General features: G+C 41.8%; 24 protein-coding genes and 3 pseudogenes. 23 read left to right on the forward strand and 4 right to left on the reverse strand.

Going from position 1 to position 22,380, the window contains the following annotated elements:
- Positions 1 to 23 precede the first annotated feature (23 nt).
- The 3 genes from E6W40_RS01670 to E6W40_RS01680 form a co-directional block, all read right to left on the reverse strand.
- Positions 24 to 1,115, reverse strand: a complete 1,092-nt coding sequence (locus E6W40_RS01670) for a M24 family metallopeptidase (RefSeq protein ID WP_136603886.1) — start codon at positions 1,113 to 1,115, stop codon at positions 24 to 26.
- Positions 1,116 to 1,207: 92 nt separating this feature from the next.
- A complete protein-coding gene (locus E6W40_RS01675; protein ID WP_136603887.1) occupies positions 1,208 to 1,942 on the reverse strand; it encodes an MBL fold metallo-hydrolase in 735 nt (244 codons plus the stop codon).
- Between the two features lie 201 nt (positions 1,943 to 2,143).
- Complete coding sequence (locus E6W40_RS01680) at positions 2,144 to 2,587, reverse strand: DUF2231 domain-containing protein (RefSeq protein WP_136603888.1); 444 nt, start codon at positions 2,585 to 2,587, stop codon at positions 2,144 to 2,146.
- A gap of 216 nt (positions 2,588 to 2,803) precedes the next feature.
- On the opposite strand from E6W40_RS01680, the gene E6W40_RS01685 reads away from it, so the two are divergent.
- The 14 genes and pseudogenes from E6W40_RS01685 to E6W40_RS01745 all read left to right on the forward strand — a co-directional run bounded on the left by E6W40_RS01685 (position 2,804) and on the right by E6W40_RS01745 (position 14,154).
- Positions 2,804 to 3,649, forward strand: coding sequence for an SDR family oxidoreductase (locus E6W40_RS01685; RefSeq protein ID WP_136603889.1), 846 nt, complete (start codon positions 2,804 to 2,806; stop codon positions 3,647 to 3,649).
- 80 nt (positions 3,650 to 3,729) lie between these two features.
- On the forward strand, positions 3,730 to 4,245 hold the full coding sequence (locus E6W40_RS01690) for a GNAT family N-acetyltransferase (RefSeq protein WP_136603890.1): 516 nt from the start codon (positions 3,730 to 3,732) through the stop codon (positions 4,243 to 4,245).
- A 262-nt stretch (positions 4,246 to 4,507) separates the two neighbouring features.
- On the forward strand, positions 4,508 to 6,043 hold the full coding sequence (locus E6W40_RS01695; RefSeq protein WP_136603891.1) for a copper amine oxidase N-terminal domain-containing protein: 1,536 nt from the start codon (positions 4,508 to 4,510) through the stop codon (positions 6,041 to 6,043).
- Positions 6,044 to 6,305: 262 nt separating this feature from the next.
- Positions 6,306 to 6,953, forward strand: coding sequence for a nucleoside/nucleotide kinase family protein (locus E6W40_RS01700; RefSeq protein WP_136603892.1), 648 nt, complete (start codon positions 6,306 to 6,308; stop codon positions 6,951 to 6,953).
- A 50-nt stretch (positions 6,954 to 7,003) separates the two neighbouring features.
- Positions 7,004 to 7,496: pseudogene (locus tag E6W40_RS01705) on the forward strand (DUF2199 domain-containing protein).
- 253 nt (positions 7,497 to 7,749) lie between these two features.
- On the forward strand, positions 7,750 to 8,232 hold the full coding sequence (locus tag E6W40_RS01710) for a DinB family protein (protein WP_136603893.1): 483 nt from the start codon (positions 7,750 to 7,752) through the stop codon (positions 8,230 to 8,232).
- Positions 8,233 to 8,495: 263 nt separating this feature from the next.
- Positions 8,496 to 8,948 carry a VOC family protein gene (locus E6W40_RS01715; protein ID WP_136603894.1) on the forward strand — a complete coding sequence of 151 codons (453 nt, stop codon included), beginning with the start codon at positions 8,496 to 8,498 and terminating at the stop codon, positions 8,946 to 8,948.
- 248 nt (positions 8,949 to 9,196) lie between these two features.
- The gene (comI, locus tag E6W40_RS29860) at positions 9,197 to 9,292 is read left to right on the forward strand and encodes a competence inhibitor ComI (protein WP_246072799.1); all 96 of its coding nucleotides are present in this window, start codon (positions 9,197 to 9,199) and stop codon (positions 9,290 to 9,292) included.
- 364 nt (positions 9,293 to 9,656) lie between these two features.
- The gene (locus tag E6W40_RS01720) at positions 9,657 to 10,130 is read left to right on the forward strand and encodes a hypothetical protein (RefSeq protein ID WP_136603895.1); all 474 of its coding nucleotides are present in this window, start codon (positions 9,657 to 9,659) and stop codon (positions 10,128 to 10,130) included.
- 300 nt (positions 10,131 to 10,430) lie between these two features.
- Positions 10,431 to 11,144 carry a ferritin-like domain-containing protein gene (locus E6W40_RS01725; RefSeq protein ID WP_136603896.1) on the forward strand — a complete coding sequence of 238 codons (714 nt, stop codon included), beginning with the start codon at positions 10,431 to 10,433 and terminating at the stop codon, positions 11,142 to 11,144.
- Positions 11,145 to 11,463: 319 nt separating this feature from the next.
- Positions 11,464 to 11,712 (forward strand): annotated as a pseudogene (locus E6W40_RS01730) (DinB family protein); the annotation flags it as partial.
- A gap of 82 nt (positions 11,713 to 11,794) precedes the next feature.
- Positions 11,795 to 12,915 (forward strand): IS3 family transposase gene (locus tag E6W40_RS01735; RefSeq protein WP_136603897.1). Its coding sequence is split into 2 segments (ribosomal slippage): positions 11,795 to 12,044 and positions 12,044 to 12,915, totalling 1,122 coding nucleotides; the frame shifts between segments, so codons are not numbered across the junction.
- Positions 12,916 to 13,352: 437 nt separating this feature from the next.
- Positions 13,353 to 13,523: a YHYH domain-containing protein gene (locus E6W40_RS01740; RefSeq protein WP_136603898.1), complete on the forward strand. Its 171-nt coding sequence runs from the start codon at positions 13,353 to 13,355 to the stop codon at positions 13,521 to 13,523.
- Positions 13,524 to 13,677: 154 nt separating this feature from the next.
- Complete coding sequence (locus E6W40_RS01745; RefSeq protein WP_136603899.1) at positions 13,678 to 14,154, forward strand: NUDIX hydrolase; 477 nt, start codon at positions 13,678 to 13,680, stop codon at positions 14,152 to 14,154.
- A 54-nt stretch (positions 14,155 to 14,208) separates the two neighbouring features.
- On the opposite strand, the gene E6W40_RS01750 is transcribed toward E6W40_RS01745, so the two are convergent.
- Complete coding sequence (locus E6W40_RS01750) at positions 14,209 to 14,472, reverse strand: hypothetical protein (protein ID WP_136603900.1); 264 nt, start codon at positions 14,470 to 14,472, stop codon at positions 14,209 to 14,211.
- A gap of 163 nt (positions 14,473 to 14,635) precedes the next feature.
- Between E6W40_RS01750 and E6W40_RS01755 the strand changes: the two genes are divergently transcribed.
- The 9 genes and pseudogenes from E6W40_RS01755 to E6W40_RS01795 all read left to right on the forward strand — a co-directional run bounded on the left by E6W40_RS01755 (position 14,636) and on the right by E6W40_RS01795 (position 22,333).
- Positions 14,636 to 15,223, forward strand: coding sequence for a hypothetical protein (locus E6W40_RS01755; RefSeq protein ID WP_136603901.1), 588 nt, complete (start codon positions 14,636 to 14,638; stop codon positions 15,221 to 15,223).
- A 209-nt stretch (positions 15,224 to 15,432) separates the two neighbouring features.
- Complete coding sequence (locus E6W40_RS01760) at positions 15,433 to 15,972, forward strand: HAD-IIIA family hydrolase (RefSeq protein WP_136603902.1); 540 nt, start codon at positions 15,433 to 15,435, stop codon at positions 15,970 to 15,972.
- 46 nt (positions 15,973 to 16,018) lie between these two features.
- Entirely contained in the window at positions 16,019 to 16,444 is a 426-nt protein-coding gene (locus E6W40_RS01765) for a DUF1801 domain-containing protein (RefSeq protein WP_136603903.1), read from the forward strand.
- Positions 16,445 to 16,491: 47 nt separating this feature from the next.
- Complete coding sequence (locus E6W40_RS01770; protein WP_136603904.1) at positions 16,492 to 17,292, forward strand: class I SAM-dependent methyltransferase; 801 nt, start codon at positions 16,492 to 16,494, stop codon at positions 17,290 to 17,292.
- Positions 17,293 to 17,416: 124 nt separating this feature from the next.
- Positions 17,417 to 18,115, forward strand: a pseudogene (locus tag E6W40_RS01775) (aminoglycoside adenylyltransferase domain-containing protein); the annotation flags it as partial.
- Between the two features lie 66 nt (positions 18,116 to 18,181).
- Positions 18,182 to 18,709 carry a DinB family protein gene (locus E6W40_RS01780; RefSeq protein WP_136606783.1) on the forward strand — a complete coding sequence of 176 codons (528 nt, stop codon included), beginning with the start codon at positions 18,182 to 18,184 and terminating at the stop codon, positions 18,707 to 18,709.
- The gene (locus E6W40_RS01785) at positions 18,706 to 19,077 is read left to right on the forward strand and encodes a hypothetical protein (protein WP_136603905.1); all 372 of its coding nucleotides are present in this window, start codon (positions 18,706 to 18,708) and stop codon (positions 19,075 to 19,077) included. The genes E6W40_RS01780 and E6W40_RS01785 overlap by 4 nt, the downstream gene beginning before the upstream one ends.
- Before the next feature lie 45 nt (positions 19,078 to 19,122).
- Entirely contained in the window at positions 19,123 to 19,908 is a 786-nt protein-coding gene (locus tag E6W40_RS01790) for a class I SAM-dependent methyltransferase (RefSeq protein ID WP_136603906.1), read from the forward strand.
- Between the two features lie 181 nt (positions 19,909 to 20,089).
- Positions 20,090 to 22,333, forward strand: coding sequence for a helix-turn-helix domain-containing protein (locus E6W40_RS01795; RefSeq protein ID WP_168928798.1), 2,244 nt, complete (start codon positions 20,090 to 20,092; stop codon positions 22,331 to 22,333).
- Positions 22,334 to 22,380: the final 47 nt, after the last annotated feature.

A 22,380-nucleotide genomic window follows, 5' to 3' on the forward strand; every position in this document is an offset into this window, starting at 1 on the left:
GGTTTAGGCAGTCAATACGACCATCAGCCTTCGAGCGTGATCAGCTCTTTCGGGTAGGAGGTCAGCACCTCGACGCCGTTTTCCGTTACGAAAATATCGTCCTCGATCCGTACGCCGCCAAGTCCCGCCACATAGACCCCCGGCTCGACGGTAAATACCATGCCCGGCTGAACCAGGTCGGTATTGTTGCCGTGAACGGAAGGATATTCATGCACGTCCATGCCGAGTCCATGACCCAGGCGGTGGAGGAAATAAGGGCCGTAGCCGGCTTTTTCAATCGCAGCGCGGGCTGCTTGATCGACCGAGGCAAGCGTTACACCAGGCTTGATGGCCTGAATACCCTGCAGATTGGCTTCCAGTACGGCGTTGTAAATGTTCTTCTGTTCAGGTGAAATCTCACCCACCGCAAAGGTGCGGGTAATATCGGAGGCATAACCGTCCGCATATACCCCCATGTCGAACATCAGCAGGTCACCATGCTGGATCTTACGGTCACCCGGCGTACCGTGCGGCAACGCGGTTTTAGGTCCGGATAATACCATCGTATCGAAGGAAGGACCCTGCGCACCGAGTTTCTTCATTAAATATTCCAGCTCGGCGACGATTTCAATTTCGGTTACGCCTACTTTTACTCTTTTCAGTCCTTGACGCAGTACTTCTTCGATGAGCTCCATCGCATGCTTCATGCGTTTGATCTCTTCCGGAGATTTGTTGACACGCATGCTGCGCAGCAGCGGGCCGATATCGGCGTATTGCTTAGCCGGTACAGATTCCACGAGCTCCTCATAACGCGCCACGGTGAGCTGCTCTTTTTCAATGCCGAGGGTGCCGATGCTTCCCTTAAACTGCTGTTGCAGCAACAGGTACGGATTATCTGTATCGCTATGGGTTACGATCTTTTGTACGCTGGATGCGGCCGCGGCAGCCTCGGCGTCAAGTGCGGGCACGATCAGAAGCGGCTCTTCGCCGCGGACCAGCAGCAGCCCGAGAAAACGTTCATGCGGATTGCTCGCAAATCCGGTTAAATAATACACATGCTTGGGATCGGTAACGAGCAGGCTGTACAGTCCCTTTTCATTCATGGATTGTTCCAATTGTTCCATACGGATACTCATATTCAGGTCTTCCTTTCTAGGCAAGGTCTCTCGTTCATACATTGATTATAGCATTCCAACTCTGTGAGCCTGAATGGGATTTGAAATTTATCTTAAGCCTGTTCAAGAATGCGAATGAGCTCGGCAATGCGCGCGGATGGTTCATGATCATATAAACCGCCGTGGTAGCAGAACACTTTTTCCAGCGGTAGATCCGCTAGCTTATGCAGGCTCCGTACGGCTTCATTCATATCCGGGGTAAAAGCTTCCGCCGGACCGACCAGCTCGCCGTCAACGACACGCAATTCGTCCGCAGCCAGAAGCAGCTTTTCCTGGGGCAGGTACAGGCAGATATGTCCGGGTGTATGCCCTGGCGTATGGATGACGCGCATTCCCCCGTGAAGTTCAAACATTTCTCCATCCTTGATTTCGCGGTTGATGCGAATGGAAGGCAGTAGGTTAAAAAACGAGTGAAGCGCTGTCCGGGCAGCTTCAGGCATTTGAGAGAGCCGTTCATCTGTCATTTTAATCATACGCTTCTCCCCGGTGATGTAGGGAATATCGTCGGCATGCGCCCAGACCTCGATGTCCGGGTATGCCGCCGTTAATGCGGCCAGATTGCCGATATGGTCGATATCCTGATGCGTCACGATAATCCGTCTGATATCCGAAAGCTGAAGTCCGATTTCCTGCACGGCTTTCGTAATTTGGTCCATTTGTCCGATGTTGCCGGTGTCCACCAGCGTTGCCCCGTTCTCATCCCACAACAGTACAGGCTGATATGCAGGCTCGGCAGAGCCAGGCTGCGCAAACAATTCTATAGAAGCGATTCGTTGTCCAAGTTTCATATATTCCCGGATGATAATCCGGTGCACCTCCTTGGGGATTATGTTCCTTCTTATTATAATGCTGCAGACTGGAAAAATAAAAAAACACCAGTGTGCATTTAATGCAGACAGGTGTTTAGTGTGCAAATGGGGTGGGGCAACGTTTGAGCTCGTCGGAAATAGGGATATAACGCCGCGTGAAGCATGCCCTTTAAACATGTCCTATTGTCCAATGCTGCTGTGATAGACGATCTCTCCACCATAATGACCGGTATAATAAATGAGTATAAGCCCGGCTAAGGAAATGATCAGCAGCAGAGGGGCAATCCAGCGAATCCCTGCTGCAAAATGTTTCTTTATCCAAGGCAGCCGAACCAGCACTTTTATAGCAAGCAGGACTCCAAAGACCACGAGGGTAAAGAAAGCAATATTTTCGTGTTTGTGAATCATGGCTCCAGTTGCACCGAATGCGGTCTTGGCATAATCTTCTCCGCCATCACCCGTCATGTAGGCTGCGATACCGCTGATGAATCCCAGCCCCAAAAGGGCGTTTGCAGGCCAATCAAACAGCCGTGGTCGCCAAAGGGCAAGGATCTGTACAATAGCTGCCAGAAACAATAACACGATTGGGAAATGAACGATCAGGGGATGCAGCGGTGTACTCATTTGGTTTCCTCCTTATATCAAATAAGTTTTGTCAAAACGATCATAATGGGATGAGATTAAAATACGCTGAGAAAACATGAAGATGAACATGGAAATATTAACGATTGATTTCTTAACTCTGAAATGTTTAAGTACAAGTAAGAATACTATGGACCGTATCATGATCATAGGGATGCCGGCATAACATATGCAAAATGTAGGATAGGATGAAAACCGATGGATAAGATTGTGGTAGTGACCGGAGCCAATTCGGGCATGGGGCTGGCTTCTACGGTAGCGCTCGCCAAGCAGGGAGCAGAAGTCGTTATGGTGTGCCGCAGTGAACAACGTGGACAGGCGGCTCTGGCAGAGGCCATCCGGCAAAGCGGCTCGGAACGGATTCATCTAATGCTTTGCGATTTAGGCAGGCTGTCCAGCATTCGGGCGTTTGCGCTGGCCTTTACGGAGCGTTATTCCAGGCTGGATGTGCTGCTCAACAATGCGGGCGTCGTGATGATCAAACGACAGGAGACGGCTGACGGCTTCGAAATGGATCTGGGTGTGAATCATCTGGGCCATTTTCTACTGACGAATCTGCTGCTTGATGCTTTGCGGGCTTCCAGTCAAGGTAGAGTGGTGACGGTGGCTTCCGGTGCCTATAAGGCTGGCAAAATTCACTTCGACGATCCTTTCCTGAAGCATGGATTCAATCCGGCCAAAGCGTATGCGCAGTCCAAGCTGGCGAATATTCTGTTCACGCGGGAGCTGGCCTCGCGCCTGGCAGGCACGAATGTAACCGCGAACTGCGTTCATCCGGGGGCTGTAGGCACACAAATCGGGGTGAACCGTGACACCGGTTTTGGCAAAACGGTACTGGCGATGCTGAAGCCTTTCTTTTTGTCCCCTGAGCAGGGAGCGGACACGGCGGTGTATCTGGCTTCGGCATCCGAGCTTGCGAAGGTCAGCGGGCAGTATTTTTATAAGAGGAAGCAGCAGAAACTTTCGTCCAAAGCAGAAAGCAAAGAGAATGCGAAGCGGCTGTGGGAATGGAGCTGCGAGCAGGTGGGATTTAATGAAGCATGATTCCAGATGGCGCATCCGGCATTCTTCCTATAAAATAAAAACAAAACCAATCGGATACCTGCAGGAGGAATGAATACATCATGAAACTGGACAACTATACGATCGAAAATGCACAAGCAGCAGATCTGCCTGCCATCGTTGATATTTATAACACAACTGTCGCCGGACGAAAGGTAACCGCGGATCTGGAGCCAGTGACTGTGGAGAGCCGCCAGCGCTGGTTTGAAGAGCATAACAATCATCACCGTCCGCTGTGGGTTATGAAGTCGGAGGGAGAAACGTTGGCCTGGTTGAGCTTTCAATCCTTTTACGGACGCGCTGCATACAATGGGACAGCTGAAATTAGCATCTATGTATCTGAAGCCTGCCGCGGCAAGGGCGTGGGCGGTATTTTGCTGGAAAAGGCATTTGAAGCCTGTCCGAGTCTAGAAATTAAGCGTTTGGTCGGCTTTGTCTTTGGTCACAATGATCCGAGTCTAAAGCTGCTGCGGAAGTATGGTTTTGAGGATTGGGGCTTCCTGCCGGGCGTGGCTGAGCTGGATGGAATTGAGCGTGATCTCGTTATTGTGGGCAAAAAGATAGGGGATTCGGAGTAAGAGATTTAAGGGAAAGACTCTAGCAATAGTTTAAATCATACGGATATGGAACGGAGATAAAGTCAACTCAAGGTGGTCTGTAACAGGCCGCGCAAGGGTTGGCTTTTTATATGGGAAATGCAGTTTGGAAAAAGAAGATACCAAATTCATGAAAAAATGTATTTACATGAACAGACAAGCGCTGGCATACTATATTCAATCGGAATAATTCCGGGGTGAGTTACTGAAGTAGAACTAATCAAGAATACATAGGAGGAATATAATGATGAAGCGATTCAAACTGGGACTGGCCGCGGCGTTGTCCCTGCTTTTGGTGCTGCTCGCGGGCTGTCAGGCTGTTGGCGGCGTGGATGTTAGTAAGGCAGCTCTTGGCACGCTGGATGTAAAGTCATCCATGTCCAAGCAGACCCTGTCCCTGCAGTTGGTTCCAGCAGAGGGTAATTTGAAGGAAGAGGACCGGAAGGCTATCGAGATGTTCAATTCCTTTTCTGTGACGATCGATCAGGCCATCATGCAGGATACCAATCATGCGTCGATGGAAGGTACAGTTCAGCTTAAGGGCAAGAAGCTTCCATTCCATCTGTCTATGGACAAGAAGGCGTTGACCCTGTCGATTGCTGGCATGACGCAGCCCGTGTCCGTTCCGCTTGAGCTCGAAAACTTGGATCTTGGTTTGATAGGTCCCAATATGACGAATGAAAGCCTGATTCAAACATACAAGGATGTGTTGGGATTCCTGCTCAAGCATACACCGAATCCGTCATCCATTTCAGTTACACCAGTAACCGATAAAGTGAACGGAGAGTCGCTTTCCCTGCAAAAGCTGCATATCGACATCCGCGGAGATGAGCTTGTGGGCTTGGCCAAAGGCTTCCTGACGAGCCTATCCAAGGATAAAGAAGGCGTGAAGCAGCTGATCAGCAGCTTGTACGACACGTATTATCCGATTTTTGAAGCTTATGCCGGAGCTCCAGAAGAAGCTACAGCTACTCCAGACGCTGCAGAGAAAGAGAAAAACATTAATGATGCAGTAGATCAGCTGATGGGCATGCTGGATGAGCTGCTTCCCGATTACGACAAGAATGTAGATGAGCTGCTTGGGGAAACGCCTGAACTTAGTGAGATTTTGGGCAAAAACACCGTGCTTTCTCTCGATTTCTTGCTCGACAGCAAACTGAATATCCGCAAGCAAAACATGGACCTGACCGTGCAGCTTCCAGCTAGCGAAGATCTGCCGATCAAACAGGTCAAGGTTCATTCCGAATCGGAAACCTGGAAAGTTAACGAGCCGGTTACAATTCATGCGGTGGACACTTCCAAAGGAATCTGGGATGTGAATCCGATTGAAGCAACACCAGGCGAGGTACTGCGTCATCTGGACCGTCAGTCCGACCTGTATCTTTTGCTGAAGGATGATATGAATATTACCCGCAAATCCTTCACGATGTATACGGACGAAGATCCTAGCGTACTGTATGACGCCGGATATGAGCCGGTAATTGTGAACAATATCATGATGGTACCGGTGAAATATGTAGCCGATGAGCTCGACGCCCAGCTGCTGTGGGATCAGGCAACGAAGCAAATGACGCTGACCGATGACCTGACGGGCTCCAAAATCGTCCTGAAAATAGGCTCGAAGCAGGCGTCCATCGACGGAGTAAGCGAAACACTGACCCAGCCGGTGCAAAATATTGACGGCTACGCCTACGTACCTATGCGTTTCATTACCAAAGCGCTTGGTGCGCAAGGATATTGGGATGCCAAAGAGCAAATCGTAACGATTGAAAGAAACTAAATAGGAAGCGCGATGTTTCCGCAAGAATGGGAGACGGTCGAGAGACCGTCTCTTTTTTATTTGGTAGAATGGGGTGAAGAGTTATGGAGGAACGATCGACTTCTTAGGATCCTAGCACGGAAACGTTAGATGAAATACACTTTAGAGTGATTTAAATCGAGGGACTTGAAATATGAGAATTCCATGGTATTATGAATGCAAATGAGTCAGGACTCTTCAATGGAGTCCTGACTCATATTTTTATTTAGGAGATGATTATTAAATGAAAACCATGGTTATTGCAATAAGCGGCTACTCCGGGGCAGGTAAAAGTACGGTAGTGTCACGTTTATCAAGGACATTTAATTGCGCAGCCCTTTTTTTTGATGACTATGCATCACGAAAGGATTTTCCAAATGATTTAGCCTCGTGGTTAAGAGACGGAGGAGATCCCAATGATATTACGACTCCATTATTCTACAACCACCTAATAAAATTAATAAGTGGTCAACCAATTGAATTAGTTAAAAGAAATGGTTGGGCGGAAGAATACGGAATAATTCATACGGAAGGAGAAATACAGATCATAATGCCTAGCCCGTTGATAATCGTTGAAGAACCATTTGGAAGAGAACGACAGGAATTGAAGCATCTAATTGATTTTGTAATTTACCTAGATATTGAGCCTGAAATAGCTCTTGGTAGAAGGATACATGATTTAATTCAATATTTAAGAAATGATTCAGAAGTTTTAGTAAACTTGCTGGATCATTTTTTATTTGATTACCTATATCAGGGAGTCAAGGACATGTACAGTGAAATCGGAAAGAGAGTAAAAGCTAACTCAAATTTAATCATAAATGCAAATAGAAATATTGATGATATCGTCTTAGAGATATCTGAATTGATTAGAAGAAAGAAAGGACTTTAATGGTATAATCAGGAAAGAGAAATCGGCGAAAATGATAAGGAGCAGAAAACATGAAATGCCCTCACTGTAACAACGAATTAAATGAACTTCCTTTATGTTACGGAATTGAAGCACCCTATTATTTTTACACTGTACCAGAGGAGAAAAGAACAGAATTAATTAGAGATTTTTGTGTAATTGATGAACAACATTTTTTTATTAGAGGACATATTGAAATACCAATAATTGATAATAAAGAGAAGTTTATATGGAGTGTTTGGGTTACACTTAGCGAAGAAAACTTTTTGAAATCTAATGAATTATTGCATGTTGAAGGAAGGGAGCATGAAAAACCTTATTTTGGATGGCTATCGACTGAACTTTCTTTCAATATATCCATTAACTACATTATCGCTAAAGACAATGGTACATACGCAAGAAGTTGGTGCTGTTCCGTTAATAGAATTAGAACAAACGAATCATCCACTTGCGGTTGAACAAAGAGAAGGAATTACAATGGAGAGAGTTAAAGAAATTGCTCATTTAATAAATCATAGTCAGTAATAAGAAGGATTTGAAAGTATAGTCGAAGAAGCCAGCAACATCTTATAACGAAATATTCACGCTGTGGTCAAGCATCTCAAGAAGACAGTAACTACGCATAACTCCATATTTACATCAGAGTTCGCCCTCGGTCCGGCCGGATTCGGAGTGGCAGCTCAGTAGCGAGGAAGTGGTTTCAGTCGGTAGGACGTCGAAAAATACAATAACGTTATCCGAAATAACCGAAAGATTAATCGAAAAGTGAGGTACAAGGATGAGTTATAGATCTATTCTCATAGACCAATTAAACGCTTGTTATAACGATAAGAGTTGGTTCATTCCGCTCCATGAAATTTTGAAAGATTTAAATGCTACACAAGCTGCATGGGAGAATGATAGTGAACAATCAATTTGGTCGATCGTGAATCATCTCATATTTTGGAATGAGAAGTGGCTTGAGAGATATAACGTCGAACAATTTGAATTAGAAAGTTCAATAAACAATGATGATACTTTTTACGTGAATCCACATACAATAAATGATTTTGAGTGGAAGAAGACCTTACAGAGACTTGAAACAATCTTTAAAAATTGGAATAAGGCACTTGAGGAAAGCGAAGATCTCAAACTTATAAAAGAAATTCCCTCGTATTTCAATGCTCCTTGGTGGGGAGTCGTATCAAATTTATGTATTCATAATGCATATCATATTGGTCAGATAATGCTGCTCAAAAAACGATTGTTAAGTATAGGTTAAAAAATGATTGTAGGTATTTCAGAGGAGTCAGTTACTTCGGATAACACAGCATTCCTACTTCGGGTATTCGCCATTGATCACGAGGAAGAACGTGTAATACGGCAGAAGTTCGGATGACTATCAAAGTTCACAATTATCAACAAATGAAGAGCTGAGATCAAGAAAATGTCGGCAATTCATGAAGACAGGTACGTCATGTAACATATTTGCGCATAATGAATGAAGATGATCAATAGCAAATTTGTACACGAGGAGATAAATCCATGATAAAAAACCAATTACTAAGAATGGACAATGTCGGTATCGTTGTAGAATCCCTTGATAACGCAATCTCTTTCTTCGAGGAGATTGGCTTGAACCTCGAAGGGCGAGCCAATGTTGAAGGTGAATGGGCTGGTCGCGTAACCGGACTAGGTTCTCAGTGCGTAGAGATTGCTGTAATGGTTACCCCAGATGGACACAGCCGGCTTGAACTTTCGAGATTTCTCACCCCACCTACTATATCAGATCACCGGACTGCTCCTGTAAACTCCCTCGGTTATCTACGCGTCATGTTTACAGTTCAAGACATTGACGAAATGGTATCCAGACTCACTAAGTATGGTGCGCAGCTCGTTGGCGAAGTGGTTCAGTACGAGGACTCGTATCGGCTCTGCTACATTCGAGGAATCGAAGGACTTCTAATCGGTTTGGCGGAACAACTCGGTAACAAATAAGTAGGTGACGGTTTATAAAAAGCATTTACTGAAATATAAATTAATAGAGTGAAAATAGAAACAGAAGGTTAGGAGCTATTTAAGGTGTCGGCTCGCGTAGTGGTTATGGGACGTTATATGAAATAGATGCAAGATATATACTACAAAAACAAATTGAGAACGCTTGTACGCAGATGTAAATAAAGGTAAAATATAACTACAATTGAATCTTGGGTGGGCGTGGTTTCCCTTCGAAAGGAGGTGAAGCCATGGAGGTGAAAGATGCATTAACGATCATGTTCCTCTTTGGAACGTTCATTCTTGCTCTTTTAACATACATGAATAATAACAACAAGAAAAAGTAAAACCCACCCAAAGGTTAAGGCCAGAGGTGGGTTTTGTTCCTATTCGACTTAGAAGGGAATAAACCATCCAAGCCAATTGTACTGACCAAGTGTTCACAGCACTTGGTCTTTATTACGTATATAATAACACAAAGAAAAAAATGTATCAAAACGTGAAATAAAATGAAAAGTGACAATATAAAAAAATATGTTGAATGGTTAAACGAAGTGGCATCCCCATCATATAACAGTCGGACAATCACTGCGAGTAAATCTGGCGCCCCGTTATTTAAGGCTCTCGGTTTTCGTGAACACAAGAATGTTAACTGAAATCAATGGAAAAAGACAGATATAATAAATGAGTAATATATTGAGGAGAAATTATATGTTAGGACATTTAGGCTTCTCATATGTAGGTCTGATTTATTTATTAATGTTATTTATTCCAAATATCATTTGGAGTAAGAGCCAACCAATTGATAGTGAAAAAACTCATGAAAACAAAGTATTAATATTGTTTGAACGAGTTGGACAAGTAGGCTGTACGGGCAGTGTGCTAATTTTTAGTGATTTTAACATTGCAGCGTTTTCGGCTTGGAGTTGGTGGCTAATATCATCTTTTTTACTAATGGTTTTTTATGAAACTTGTTGGATTAGATATTTTACTAATGAGCATACAAAGAGAGATTTTTATCGTAGTTTTTATGGGATTCCCGTACCTCTTGCGAGTCTGCCTGTTATGGCTTTTTTGTTATTGGGCATTTATGGGGAAGTTATTTGGTTGATTGCATTTGATATCATACTTGGTATAGGACATATCGGAGTACATATTCAACATTTAAAAGCGATAAAAAAGTGAGTGAATTTTGGAGGATACAGATTGAAGAAGAATGTTTTGAAGGCAATTCAGAGAATTAAGTTGAAAGACGACGTTCTGGGGTACTTCGAAGAGGTCGTTGATTTCAGTTAACACAGTATTCCAGCTGCATTGCTGACACTCCTTGGTCTACCCGAGGGTTTTCGATGAAGTGGATTCATGCAGACAACTCTGTGAGGCTAAGTCCGTTGGACCCAATCGCATACGCTTCTTTAAGTCTCACGGGTTCAGGAACACGGAAACGTTATATGACATAAACCTAATACATTATAGGAGAAAACAATGAAAATCACTTCGAGATGGGTACAATACTTTGAAAGTAATAACCAAAACCTCAAATATATTCATTGGGATGACAACTATAAATTAACAACAAAAGAAAGAGAAACAATAATAAAATCGATTCAACAGTTTCAATTAGGAGAGAATTCTGAAGGCAAACATCTAATTAAACGCGCACAAGAATATGTACAAAAGACACAAGATGAGGATTACTATGAAGCACTTATAGAATTTATTAAAGAAGAACAGAGGCATGCTAGAGATCTTGGTAGATTTATGAAGGCGCAAGGGATTCCTCACATTCGTAAACATTGGGTAGATAATATATTTAGAAGATTTCGTCGAAATGCGAGTTTAGAACAATCGATTATAGTTCTAGTAACCGCTGAAATCATCGCGAAGATATACTATAAAGCCTTGCAAAAATCTACAAATTCAAAAGTGTTAATAGATTTATGTGATCAGATTTTATGTGACGAGGGGAAACATGTTCAGTTTCAATCTGAAACACTTCATAAACTTTCTAAAAATAGAAGTGCTTTCTTTAACAGAATAGTATATATCCTTCGTAGATGCCTATTTGAAGGAACGTTAATCATAGTGTGGTATCAAAATAAGCCTGTATTTAAAGCAGGGGGCTATAAACTCAAAAGTTATTATTATGAATGCCGTCATGAGTTTAACTTAACGAAGGAGCTTATAGCTAATTCATAGTATAGATTTACGTCAAATAAAACACCATATCCAGGTGTCTGGGCAGTTAGCCCTCATGTCTGCCCGAGCATTTTCGAGGAAGCTGATAATCCAGGCGGATAACTCTGCGCGTCGAGCCGGCTCCTGACAGCCTTAAGTAGGTGAGACATCGTGAATGCAATAACGATATAAAACGGGTGCAATTTATTAAAATAATAAGGGGGGAGTAGTACATAATGAGTTTGCTTCAATAGAAATTGAAGAAGCGCAACACATCTTTTCACATCTAACAGCAGCTAAACCTTATCGGATAATTCTAATTTACATGGAGGGTTCCAATATGCTTTACGATTTAAAAGGTGAGGATAAAATGTCGCCCATTGTAGGTATGTTATTTTCAGCTGTCAAAGAAAACTACCAACGATTAAAAAGTATAACCGAGGGGATGTCGCAAAAAGAAGTAGATTATAAGGGGCCAAAAAGCAACTATAATAGTACCGCTCAGTTAATCAAACACCTCACATATGTTGACCTGAACTGGGTTTACAGGCTTAAGGGACAACCACTTTCCAATGCTTTAATCGAGCAATTGGATCGTCTACACTTAGTTGGACAGAAAAAATAAGGGCTTGTAGAATAAACCTATCATCATTAAGGAGCGGAACTCTACAATGCCAAAACAAGAACGACGTACCTTTACCTCAGCATTCAAAAAGCAACTGGTGGAACTCTATGAAAATGGGAAATCCAGAGCAGCCATTGTGGAGGAATATGATCTCACAGCCTCTGCTTTAGACCGCTGGATCAAACAAGCTCAGACAACGGGCTCCTTCAAGGAGAAGGACAATCGCTCGTCAGAAGAAAACGAGTTAATTGCATTACGAAAAGAGAACCAACGTCTGAAAATGGAGGTGGATATTTTAAAGCAAGCCGCGCTGATCATGGGACGAAAGTAGCTATCATCCAGAACAACCTCGATAAATACTCGGTATCAGCAATGTGCGACGTCCTGCAAATCGCAAGAAGTACGTTTTACTATGACGCGAAAGAACAACCGAACGAAGACGATATAACCGAAGCGATTCTTGAGATATTCCACAACAATCGAAAAGCTTACGGTACACGAAAGATCAAGGTCAAGCTCCAAGAACGCGGATTCGTCGTTTCCAGACGTAGAATTGGGCGGATTATGAAAGAGCAAGGGCTAGTTTCCACCTACACTGTGGCTCAATATAAGCCCCATAAAACCGCTTCTAATGAAGCAACGACAGGGAATGTTCTGGACCGTGAGTTCGAGCAGGAGGAAGCAAAGCGCTTCGTTGTCAGCGATCTGACTTATGTGAAGGTTCAGAACCGATGGCATTACATATGTGTGCTGCTCGACTTGTTCAATCGAGAGATCATTGGCCATAGTGCAGGTACGAATAAAGACGCTGCTCTGATTTCCCGCGCTTTTGCGAACGTCCAGGGAGATTTACGTCAGATTCAGTGGTTTCATACGGACCGCGGCAGCGAGTTTAAAAATCAAAAGATAGACGAGCTTCTGGGGACGTTTGAGATCGGCAGATCTCTAAGTGCGAAAGGCTGTCCATACGATAACGCTGTAGCCGAAGCTACCTACAAAATCATGAAAACAGAGTTCGTGAACCAGATGAACTTCCAAAGTCTTCGTCATCTGGAACTGGAATTATACGATTACGTTAATTGGTTCAACAAGCATCGTATTCATGGGACATTAGGTTATATGACTCCTGTTCAGTATCGCCAAGAAGCCCTTAAAAAAGTTGTCTGATTTACTGTTGACAATCCAGTTTCACAGGTAGAAGGGAAGCACTTTGATTTAATTCAGTATAATTATTGGGAAATAAAGAAGAGTGAAATTATACTATCAAAATATGTACTGAAAACTGAAAGCGGAAAAGAAGTCAAAGAATTTGATGATGAGAATAAAGTGAAATATAAATATGATTGGAAATCAAAAAATGAGATTACACTCGATGGTAAAACTTATAGGGTAGATGTCGATAATAAACAGTTAATAATCAGTGATAATGAATTGGAAATACAGTTTGAGCGATCGGACTGAGGACGTCTTAAGATTGAACCACTATATAACAGAGAGAATACTGAAAATCACAAGATCTATATATCCCAAATATGGAATTTGTTATAAAATAGGGATAGATTCTAATAATCCCTAAAGCATAGGGTTAAATAAAAGGTGAATAAATGAAAAAAGTTATTGTGGTGGTCATTTCTCTGGCAGTATTAATGGGAACAGCATCTTCTGCTTACGCACATTCAGGAAGAACGGATAAAAATGGTGGACATAATTGTTCTGCAAAATCAAAACAAAAAGGGCTTTGCACAGGGTATCACTATCACAATAAGAAAAAATAATATGAGAAAAAGGAAAAATTAAGAGGACAAACAAAGCATACCATGCAATTATTAAACCCAGCTAAAGATACTTCTAAGGCTGGGTTTATCAATTTGATGGGAAAACAAAGCTCAGGTCGTACATCCAACAATATAATAGAAAAGGGTAATGACAATGGAAATTGAATATCCAAAGCATATGGTTTCGGTTTCTGCTTTCGTGATGAATGAAAAGGATGAGGTTTTATTACTTAGAACTCATTGGCGTTCAGATACATGGGAAATGTCTGGAGGAAATGTCGAAGCAGGGGAGCCCCTGGATCAAGCTGTTTGCAGGGAGTTTCTCGAGGAGACCGGGATTATAATCCGCCCAATAGGTGTCACCGGTGTGTATTTTAACGCAACAAAACAAGTATTATCGGTTGTATTTAAAGCTGAGTATGTTAGTGGTGATATCAACATTCAACCCGATGAAATTCAAGAAGCCAGATATATTAAATTAAGCGAATCGAATATAGACGAATACATAACACGGCCACAACAAAAATCTCGTACGCTTGATGCAATGAAAGCAAAGTGTTTTATACCATATGAGACATGGGAAGTAAATCCCTCCTATAACTTAATATCGAGGTTATACAACGAATCTTGAATAGTTTGAGCCGACGAAAAAAGAGCAGTGTTTTCACTGCTCCTTGATAAAGGATTATCGTTCTCGTTCCAGTAACAAAAATCCGGTGATTTTTGAGGTTTTTTTGCTGAATACGACTTTAAAACCAATGTCATGGTCCAATAAGCAGTTTAAGGCATTGATAACCAAAGCACCGGGTACCAAAGTAAACGTACAGGGTTTCGCATTTCCAATCACCCTTGCCGAAACAATTCGGCGTGCTGAACCGGGAACCAGAGGGTTTCTTGACCAACTGATCAATACCAAATCATGCTGTAAAATAGCTTTCGCGCGAGCCATTCGGATCACCTCTTTTCATTATAGTTCTTTATATTAAATGAAAAGTAGATGCATATTGTGCTAATCAAAAGGCGGAGTGCTTCAAAAGTAGTGAAGGCTGTCGAGAGTGGACCTTGGAGAAGAGGGAACCTGTATTAAATTCAAAAAATCAGGAGAACAAAAAATGAATTCTATACAACAAGCTACCGAAAAGTTAATAGAAGCAAATCTTATTTTAAATGAACTTGATTTACTGAATTTATGGAGTGTCGTTGGGGAACCGGTGTTAGTCGGAGCAGCTGCCTATAATTTGATTTTTAACCGTGATATTGATATGGAAATATATTGTGATCAACCGGAGGTTGCTTCTGGATTTCGAGTTCTCGAGAGCTGTGTTAAGAATCCGAAAGTTATTGGAGCAAGGTATGCGAACCATCTAGATGGAGAAGATCAGGGAATATATTTTCAGCTGAGATACAAAGACGAGAACGATTTAATTTGGAAGATTGATATGTGGCTGTTAGCCCATGATCATCCGGGCCCTTGTGCAAAAGATCTCGTGGAACCATTGAATCGAGTATTAACGGATGAATCCAGAGAATCCATTCTTACTATTAAAAATCAGATCGCATTGAATGCAGAGAGTATTGCCTCTATTCGAATTTACGAAGCTGTCATTGACTACAACATACAAACATATAAAGAGTTCATGGAATGGTATTCGAAGTATGCGCCCATAGGACTTACAAGTTGGAAACCAAAAGCGATATGAAAATATCAGAATAGTACATGTGTAAATGCTCCAGCTATTTATACGAAGATACTCAAGTGATTGAGCCACCGCATCCATTTCCCTTTAGAAAAATATTAAAACAGGTCTTCTGATCGAACAGTTGATGATAAATGAACGAATCAAAGCAGGGTTGTTGGTGAATTTAAGAAACCTTATGAAAAATTAGCTAAAGGATGTGAGAACAACACATGAAGCAAGAAATAGAAGCTGTATTTATAGATCGTGATGGAACAATAGGTGGGAATGGTCATTTTATTCATCCTAATCATTTTGAGCTTTTTCCCAATGCACAATTGGCTATTGATTTGTTGAAGAAGAATAATATGAAAGTATTTGCTTTTACGAATCAGCATCGGATATCGCGGGGAGAAGCTACAATGGAAGAATTTGAAACGCAGTTTAAACAGTATGGATTTGAACATTCTTACATATGTCCGCATGGAATAAATGAAGATTGTACTTGTAGAAAACCCAAAGCAGGAATGCTGTTAAGAGCCGCTAAGGAGTTTCAGCTGAATTTATCCAACTGTGCAGTGATTGGTGATGTAGGGGATACGGATATGTTAGCCGCGCATCAGGTCGGTGCCAAAAAGATACTTGTAAAAACAGGATGGGGAGAAGGGTCTTTAGGCCAATTTCGGGATCAATGGAAAGAAACAGAACCGGATTTTATTGCGAGAGACATTTTAGAAGCGGCTCATTGGTTAGTAAATCAATCACGGCTATAATTAATGAAATAGAATACCTGAGGTTGAGAAAAGGAGAAATTGATCTATGTACGAATTAAAAACAAAAGAAACAGACCATAGTGTTATTGAGTTTATTGAAACTGTGGATAGTCCAAAGAAACGTGAAGACGCATACAAATTATTGGATATTTTCACGGAAACGACAGGCTATGATGCGAAGATGTGGGGACCAAGTATTATTGGATTCGGTGCATATCATTATAAATATGAATCTGGTCACGAAGGCGATGCACCACTGGTGGGCTTTTCACCTCGCAAAGCGAAAATCAGTTTGTATTTTGCAGTAGGAGATGACAGAAACCGGGAATATTTATTAAAGGATTTTGGAAAACACACAACAGGAAAAGCATGTGTATACATCAACAAAGTAGCAGACATTGATATTGAAGTATTAAAAGCATTAATCAACCAATCTGTTGCGTTCTTGAAGGAAAAATATCCGAGTCATTAACTCTTGTCTATTGAGTATTCATATTACGCAATGATGGAGGTATGCGAATGGTAAACCATGAAGATCTCATTAAAAACTCCTGGAATGAATGGTCGGATACCTGGTATGTAGGATATAGGACCGATGAAGTCATTTCTAAAATAATAGCTCATCCAGAATCAGCATTTCATCACACTACCTATTCGATCATCAAAAAGGCATTTCCCAACATGGAGGGTAAACGAATTTGTGTGCCTTCAAGCGGAGATAATCATGCTGTTTTTGCCTTTTGTTTGATGGGTGCAAAAGTAACATCCTGCGACATTTCGGAAAAGCAGTTGGAATATAGCTCAAATATAGCCCGTAAACACAGATGGGATATCGAATTTATCTGTGACGACACCATGAAGTTAAGCCAGATTAAAAGCGAAGAATACGATTTGGTATATACGTCCAACGGAGTTCATGTATGGATCAATGATGTGAATTCCATGTATCACAATATACACAGAATTCTTAAAAGTAATGGTTCCTATATCATGTTTGACATTCACCCTTTTATGCGCCCGTTCGGTACAAGTCCAACTGAGAAAATACATGTCGTAAAGCCATATGACTTAACAGGACCTTTTGGTGAAGTGCCAACGTATAAATGGCGTATACAAGACATCATGAATGCTATGATTTCATCTGGCTTAAACGTGAAGCATATAGAAGAAATGTATGCAGAGGATAGTAGATTTTGGGTTGATGAATCAAAAGAGGAAGAAGATAAACGCTCACAGGAAGAGCTGGACAGCTTATGCAATTGGAAATCGAACCCTCTGGCAGCCCTTCCTCAATGGTTATCGATATATGCAACTAAATAACCCGAAAATATATTCAAGCATTCAGTAATAAATAATAGAAAGATTTGAATGGGAGTGCGATGAACCCGTTGAAAATCTTACCGAAGGTGGTGATGGTCTGAAACCACAGATTAATCTGGAGAGTATTGTTGATCTTTTCAAAAAAGAGTTATCGGAATCCCTCACAGGAATATATCTTCATGGATCATTGGCTTTGGGAGGCTTTAATCCAGGCCATAGTGATATCGATTTGTTAATCATCGTTAAGGAAAAGCATGAGGTGGACACCTATAAGAGAATTGCATCCCAGCTTATTTTGATTGAAGAAGAGCTGGAAATCATAAAGGGCATTGAATTGAGCGTGGTGTTGGAATCGTATGCGGATGAATTTGTTTATCCCACTCCGTTTGAATTTCACTTCTCTGCATTTCATAGAGAAAATTATAAAGCAGATACGAGTTACTTTTGTGGAGGATTCGAGGATCCAGATATCGCAGCTCATTTTACTCTCATCTATGATCGCGGAGTTGTCCTTTACGGCAAACCGATCAGGGATGTCTTCAAGCCAATAGATAAACAGTATTTTATACATTCCATTATGTCGGATATCGAAGGTACACTTGAAGGAATAGCTGACAATCCCGAGTACTACGTATTAAATTTATCCAGAACCCTTCGTTATATGAAGGAATCCGTTATCTCTTCAAAGAGAGAAGGCGGTGAATGGGCCTTAAACGTAGTGCCTGATCAATATGCTGATGTCATTAACCAATGCCTTGCTAAATATAATGGTGAGATGGAATACATAGAATTGAACAACCAGATCCTTTTCGATTTTGCGCATTATATGTTAGATGAAATTGAAATTGCGAGCAGCAGGCAAATCAAATCATCCATTGGAGGAAAACAAATGCTAGATATGGACAAAATCTATCTCATTACCGATATACCTGGGTATTCGCCTCAAATTAGCCGCCTGCTGTCGATGATGAATTACGCACGGTTCACAACCCTTCAAGTGGTAAACAGCTTATCTGTAGATCAATTGGATTTTTTAATGGATCCTGAGAGTAATTCGATTGGTGCATTGTTACTGCATTTTGCAGCAGTTGAATATGTATATCAAGTGTATACTTTTGAAAAAAGAGAACTAAATGAAGAGGAAGAATCAAGATGGGGAGCGGCCCTGAATCTTGGCGAAGAAGGGCGAGCTGGGATTCGGGGAAATGATTTGGACTTTTATTTGAATAACTTAAATGAAGTCAGAAATCGGACATTTGAATTATTTAAAACGGTGAATGATGATTGGTTAGAACAAGAAGAAGAGTTCTGGAATGAAAAACAGGCCAATCATTATTTCATGTGGTTTCATGTCTTTGAAGATGAAATCAATCACAGAGGCCAGATCAGAATAATCAAGAAGAGACTTACAGCGTGAAAATCAAGAAGGGATTCATGCTGCCGGCATTCATTTGTTTGCTGAGTTCACCTTTGATTTTCGCAGCCATGTATATAGATTATTTTTATAAATATGCCGCTTTTTATTTTGTAGTCATTGTATTCCCGGTGATATTCATCAGAAAATCCAAGCATTTAATCATGCTTGTTCTCTTGTCTTGTATCGTATCCAGCGTACTGGTTCATGTTTACATGCCTCCGGATACGGCCCCTTTTTTTGATAATATTCTGGAGGTTTTGGTCATTCTGGAAGCAATTTTTTTCGGACTCGTACAGGCATTACTGCTATTTCTAATCAATTTTCTTATCAAAACAATAAAATCTGCACGCTCTGGGAAGGGCATGTAAAGAAATTTCGCTTCAACATACATCCGATAAAGTGAGGGGATACGATTGGAGAAGAACTCTAGCCTGAATTTTTATAATGAGCTTTCGGAAACGTACCATCTGATTTTTCACGACTGGTACCGAGCGATTCATTGGCAAGGTGATTTTTTTAATGATTTCATTCGCTCCCAATATCAACATAAAGGTGATGGCTTGATCAAGCTTTTGGATGCTTCTTGTGGTATAGGAACGCAGTCGCTGGGTTTGGCTCAGCATAAGTTTACCATAACGGCTACGGATCTTAGCGCTAAGTCGGTTGAACGGGCAGTGCGGGAGGCTGAAAAAGCAGGAGTTCATATCGAGTTTGGTACTGCAGATTTTCGAAGTCTTGAACAAGACGTTCCTGGGCAGTTTGAGGTTGTTTTATCGGCTGACAATGCAATCCCCCATTTGCTTACAGATGAAGATTTAAAAGCGGCATGCCGCAATCTATATTCCAAGGTTCTAGACAACGGCCTGCTGATCATTTCCATGAGGGATTATGATAACGAAATCAAAGATAAGCAGCGCGCGACTTCTCCGCGAGTCATGGACAAAGGCAAACGTATTTCTTTTCAAGTCTGGGATTGGATGGGGGATGAAAACTTCTATATAACCCATCAATTTATTATGCAGGAGATCGATGGAGTGTGGCAGACCGAAGTAAACAGTACATCCTATAGAGCATTATTGAGGCATGAATTAAGTGCGTTTTTAAGCGACGCTGGTTTTACAGATATCAGGTGGCATATGCCTTCGGAATCCGGTTATTATCAGCCTATCGTTACCGCCAAGAAAATAGAATTCAAATAGTATGAGCGCCATTTTTCAATACAGGATCATACACCTTACAAAATGCAAAAATAAGACAACCGTTTATCATTGTTTTTAATAGAAGGCTTCTTATAATTTATCTATGGTTTGAAAATCATAACCCGCATTTCATGCGGGTTATCTGCATTTCAACGATGTGATGAAGAGAGGGGCTATTCTATTGGGAAGAAAGGATACTCTATTATTTTATCGCTATTTGCTCTCGTATGTTGTACTTCTGCTGATTCCGATTCTTCTAATCGGTCTTCTCAATTATCAAAAGTTTGTTGGCATTCTACAAGAGGAAATTACCCTTGGACATCGCCATGTTCTTGAACAGGCCAGAAGCACGTTTGAAGGTAAAATCAGCGAAATGAATAAAATTGCGATTGAAGTTTCCTCCAAACCCGAGCTGTCTCCATACAAACTCAACAAATCCATGTCTTATGCACTCGATGCGAAGGATGCTCTCCGTTATACGGCTGCCAATCAGTTTATTCATAATGTTGTGCTTTATTTAAAGGACAATCAATACATGTTCTCCTCGAATACGACGTACCCGGTTTCCACATTTGCCAAGACCATTTATCAGTATGAAAATTGGCCTTCCGATCAATTTCTTTTCGACATTCGTAATCTGAAAAAACCTCAATTAAGGCCTGCTGAACCCATCTATTCAAAAGAACTGAACACGGACCACGTACTAACCTATATGGTGCCCATCCCCTATAACAGCTCAACTCCTTCCGGTGTCTTAATATTCATTGTGGAAGAGGAGTCTGTGAAAAAGCTGCTTGTAGGCACGCTGGAAGAAAGGAATGGAAATTCCCTGATTCTGAATAGCGACGGGGGAATCGTAGCTGCGCTGCATCATGAAGCATATCTGGAAAACCCAGAATTCAGACAAGCGATCAAGTCCGCAACAAGCGGCATGACGATCACGGCAATCAACAATGAATATTACGCCATTTCAACCCTTAAAGTGCAGAATGATGGTTGGACTTACGTGACGATGCTCCCTGAAAGCGACTTTTTGAATAAAACGAGTCTGGTGAAGACGCAGTTTTTCTTCTCCATTTTGATTTTGCTGCTTATTGGCAGCGTGCTAATCTTCTTGCTCATGCGACTGAACTATAAGCCGATTGATCAATTGCTGGCTTTTATAAACAAACAGTGGGGGGGCGCCGCCCGTACGCTCCATGATGCACATGGGATGATCGGCCAGTTAGCGGAAGACCATCAGGAGTTGAAAATTAAATTCCACAATAACAAAGCGGCGGCACGTAACCATTTGCTTCTCAGCTTGCTGAGAGGGAGGATTTTCGATAAGAATATTTTTCAGGCAGATGGAAACGACGTTGGAGTAGCTTTTACCAACTCCCTTTATTTTGTGGTCATGTTGGAAATAACGGTTGAATCTCCGTCCGCTGGAATGGACGAGCAGGAGATTCCTGACCTAGAAGTCGTTTTCCGAGCTTACTTCGAGAGCTATCATGTGGATACGATGGATGAAGCAAAAAGTACCTTCATATGCGCGGTCACCGAAGAAGAAAAAGGTAATTGGCACCGGCTTTTGCTTAACTTACATGGTAAGCTGATCGAGTCTTACGGAAACAAAGTGACCATGGGGGTAGGAGGAATTTATGGTGATATCAGCCTAGTGGGGAAATCGTATATTGAGGCTTCTACCTCCATAGATTACAAGTTGATCAGAGGCTACAACACACTAATAACCTATGGGGAAATCACAGCAGAGAATTTTTCGGTCAACTGGTATCCCAAAGAGGAAATGGAACAGCTGATGTTATATATGCAGCAAGGGGACTCAACGAAGGTCGAAGATATTTTGCAGAGCTTGCAGAGCTATATGCAGCAGAATCCCATTCCCTTGCATATCGCCCGCTGCATTTGCTATGACGTTGTTGGCTGCATGATCAAAACGCATTTTAGACTCAACCCCTACAAGTATGAGGAGCCCTATCCTGATGTATTCAACCTGGCAAAATTTGATACGATGCAGGATTTGGTATCATTGGTCCGTCATATTTGCTTGTTGGTTCAAGAATCGAAGGACCCCCTTGAGGGAGTTTCCGAGGCTTGGATTTCCCATATTCAAGAGCATTATGCGGAGCATGAATTTTCCGTTCAGCGTATGGCAGATCATTTTTCCGTATCGCGTTCTTATTTGAATTCCTCATTTAAAAAGTATACCGGTCAAACCATTGTGGACTTTCTGGACTATTACCGAATGGAGAAGGCCAAAGATTTACTGGTCAGCAGTGATTTCCCTTTAAAGGATATTGTACAGATGATTGGTTACTACGATGTATCCAGCTTCATTCGAAAGTTTAAGCAACGGTTCCGGATTACACCGGGTGAATTTCGCAAACTGTACGTGCAAGACAAGGTTGAGCTTGAGTTCTAGTGCCGTACCCCCCCTGTAGAAAAGTAAGGTGAGCGCTAAAAAACCTT

The organism is Paenibacillus dokdonensis, from assembly GCF_004916975.1.
In the GTDB taxonomy this organism is placed as follows: domain Bacteria; phylum Bacillota; class Bacilli; order Paenibacillales; family Paenibacillaceae; genus Paenibacillus_AQ; species Paenibacillus_AQ dokdonensis.

Bases quoted from the DNA above. Each gene is read 5' to 3' on its own strand.
- E6W40_RS01675 (WP_136603887.1), bottom strand. From the start codon at position 1,942: ATGAAACTTGGACAACGAATCGCTTCTATAGAATTGTTTGCGCAGCCT.
- E6W40_RS01765 (WP_136603903.1), top strand. From the start codon at position 16,019: ATGTACGAATTAAAAACAAAAGAAACAGACCATAGTGTTATTGAGTTT.
- E6W40_RS01710 (WP_136603893.1), top strand. From the start codon at position 7,750: ATGAGTTATAGATCTATTCTCATAGACCAATTAAACGCTTGTTATAAC.
- E6W40_RS01685 (WP_136603889.1), top strand. From the start codon at position 2,804: ATGGATAAGATTGTGGTAGTGACCGGAGCCAATTCGGGCATGGGGCTG.
- E6W40_RS01760 (WP_136603902.1), top strand. From the start codon at position 15,433: ATGAAGCAAGAAATAGAAGCTGTATTTATAGATCGTGATGGAACAATA.
- E6W40_RS01690 (WP_136603890.1), top strand. From the start codon at position 3,730: ATGAAACTGGACAACTATACGATCGAAAATGCACAAGCAGCAGATCTG.
- E6W40_RS01770 (WP_136603904.1), top strand. From the start codon at position 16,492: ATGGTAAACCATGAAGATCTCATTAAAAACTCCTGGAATGAATGGTCG.
- E6W40_RS01740 (WP_136603898.1), top strand. From the start codon at position 13,353: ATGAAAAAAGTTATTGTGGTGGTCATTTCTCTGGCAGTATTAATGGGA.
- E6W40_RS01720 (WP_136603895.1), top strand. From the start codon at position 9,657: ATGTTAGGACATTTAGGCTTCTCATATGTAGGTCTGATTTATTTATTA.
- E6W40_RS01745 (WP_136603899.1), top strand. From the start codon at position 13,678: ATGGAAATTGAATATCCAAAGCATATGGTTTCGGTTTCTGCTTTCGTG.
- E6W40_RS01700 (WP_136603892.1), top strand. From the start codon at position 6,306: ATGAAAACCATGGTTATTGCAATAAGCGGCTACTCCGGGGCAGGTAAA.
- E6W40_RS01680 (WP_136603888.1), bottom strand. From the start codon at position 2,587: ATGAGTACACCGCTGCATCCCCTGATCGTTCATTTCCCAATCGTGTTA.
- comI (WP_246072799.1), top strand. From the start codon at position 9,197: ATGGAGGTGAAAGATGCATTAACGATCATGTTCCTCTTTGGAACGTTC.
- E6W40_RS01725 (WP_136603896.1), top strand. From the start codon at position 10,431: ATGAAAATCACTTCGAGATGGGTACAATACTTTGAAAGTAATAACCAA.
- E6W40_RS01755 (WP_136603901.1), top strand. From the start codon at position 14,636: ATGAATTCTATACAACAAGCTACCGAAAAGTTAATAGAAGCAAATCTT.
- E6W40_RS01780 (WP_136606783.1), top strand. From the start codon at position 18,182: ATGCTAGATATGGACAAAATCTATCTCATTACCGATATACCTGGGTAT.
- E6W40_RS01695 (WP_136603891.1), top strand. From the start codon at position 4,508: ATGATGAAGCGATTCAAACTGGGACTGGCCGCGGCGTTGTCCCTGCTT.
- E6W40_RS01750 (WP_136603900.1), bottom strand. From the start codon at position 14,472: ATGGCTCGCGCGAAAGCTATTTTACAGCATGATTTGGTATTGATCAGT.
- E6W40_RS01715 (WP_136603894.1), top strand. From the start codon at position 8,496: ATGATAAAAAACCAATTACTAAGAATGGACAATGTCGGTATCGTTGTA.
- E6W40_RS01670 (WP_136603886.1), bottom strand. From the start codon at position 1,115: ATGAGTATCCGTATGGAACAATTGGAACAATCCATGAATGAAAAGGGA.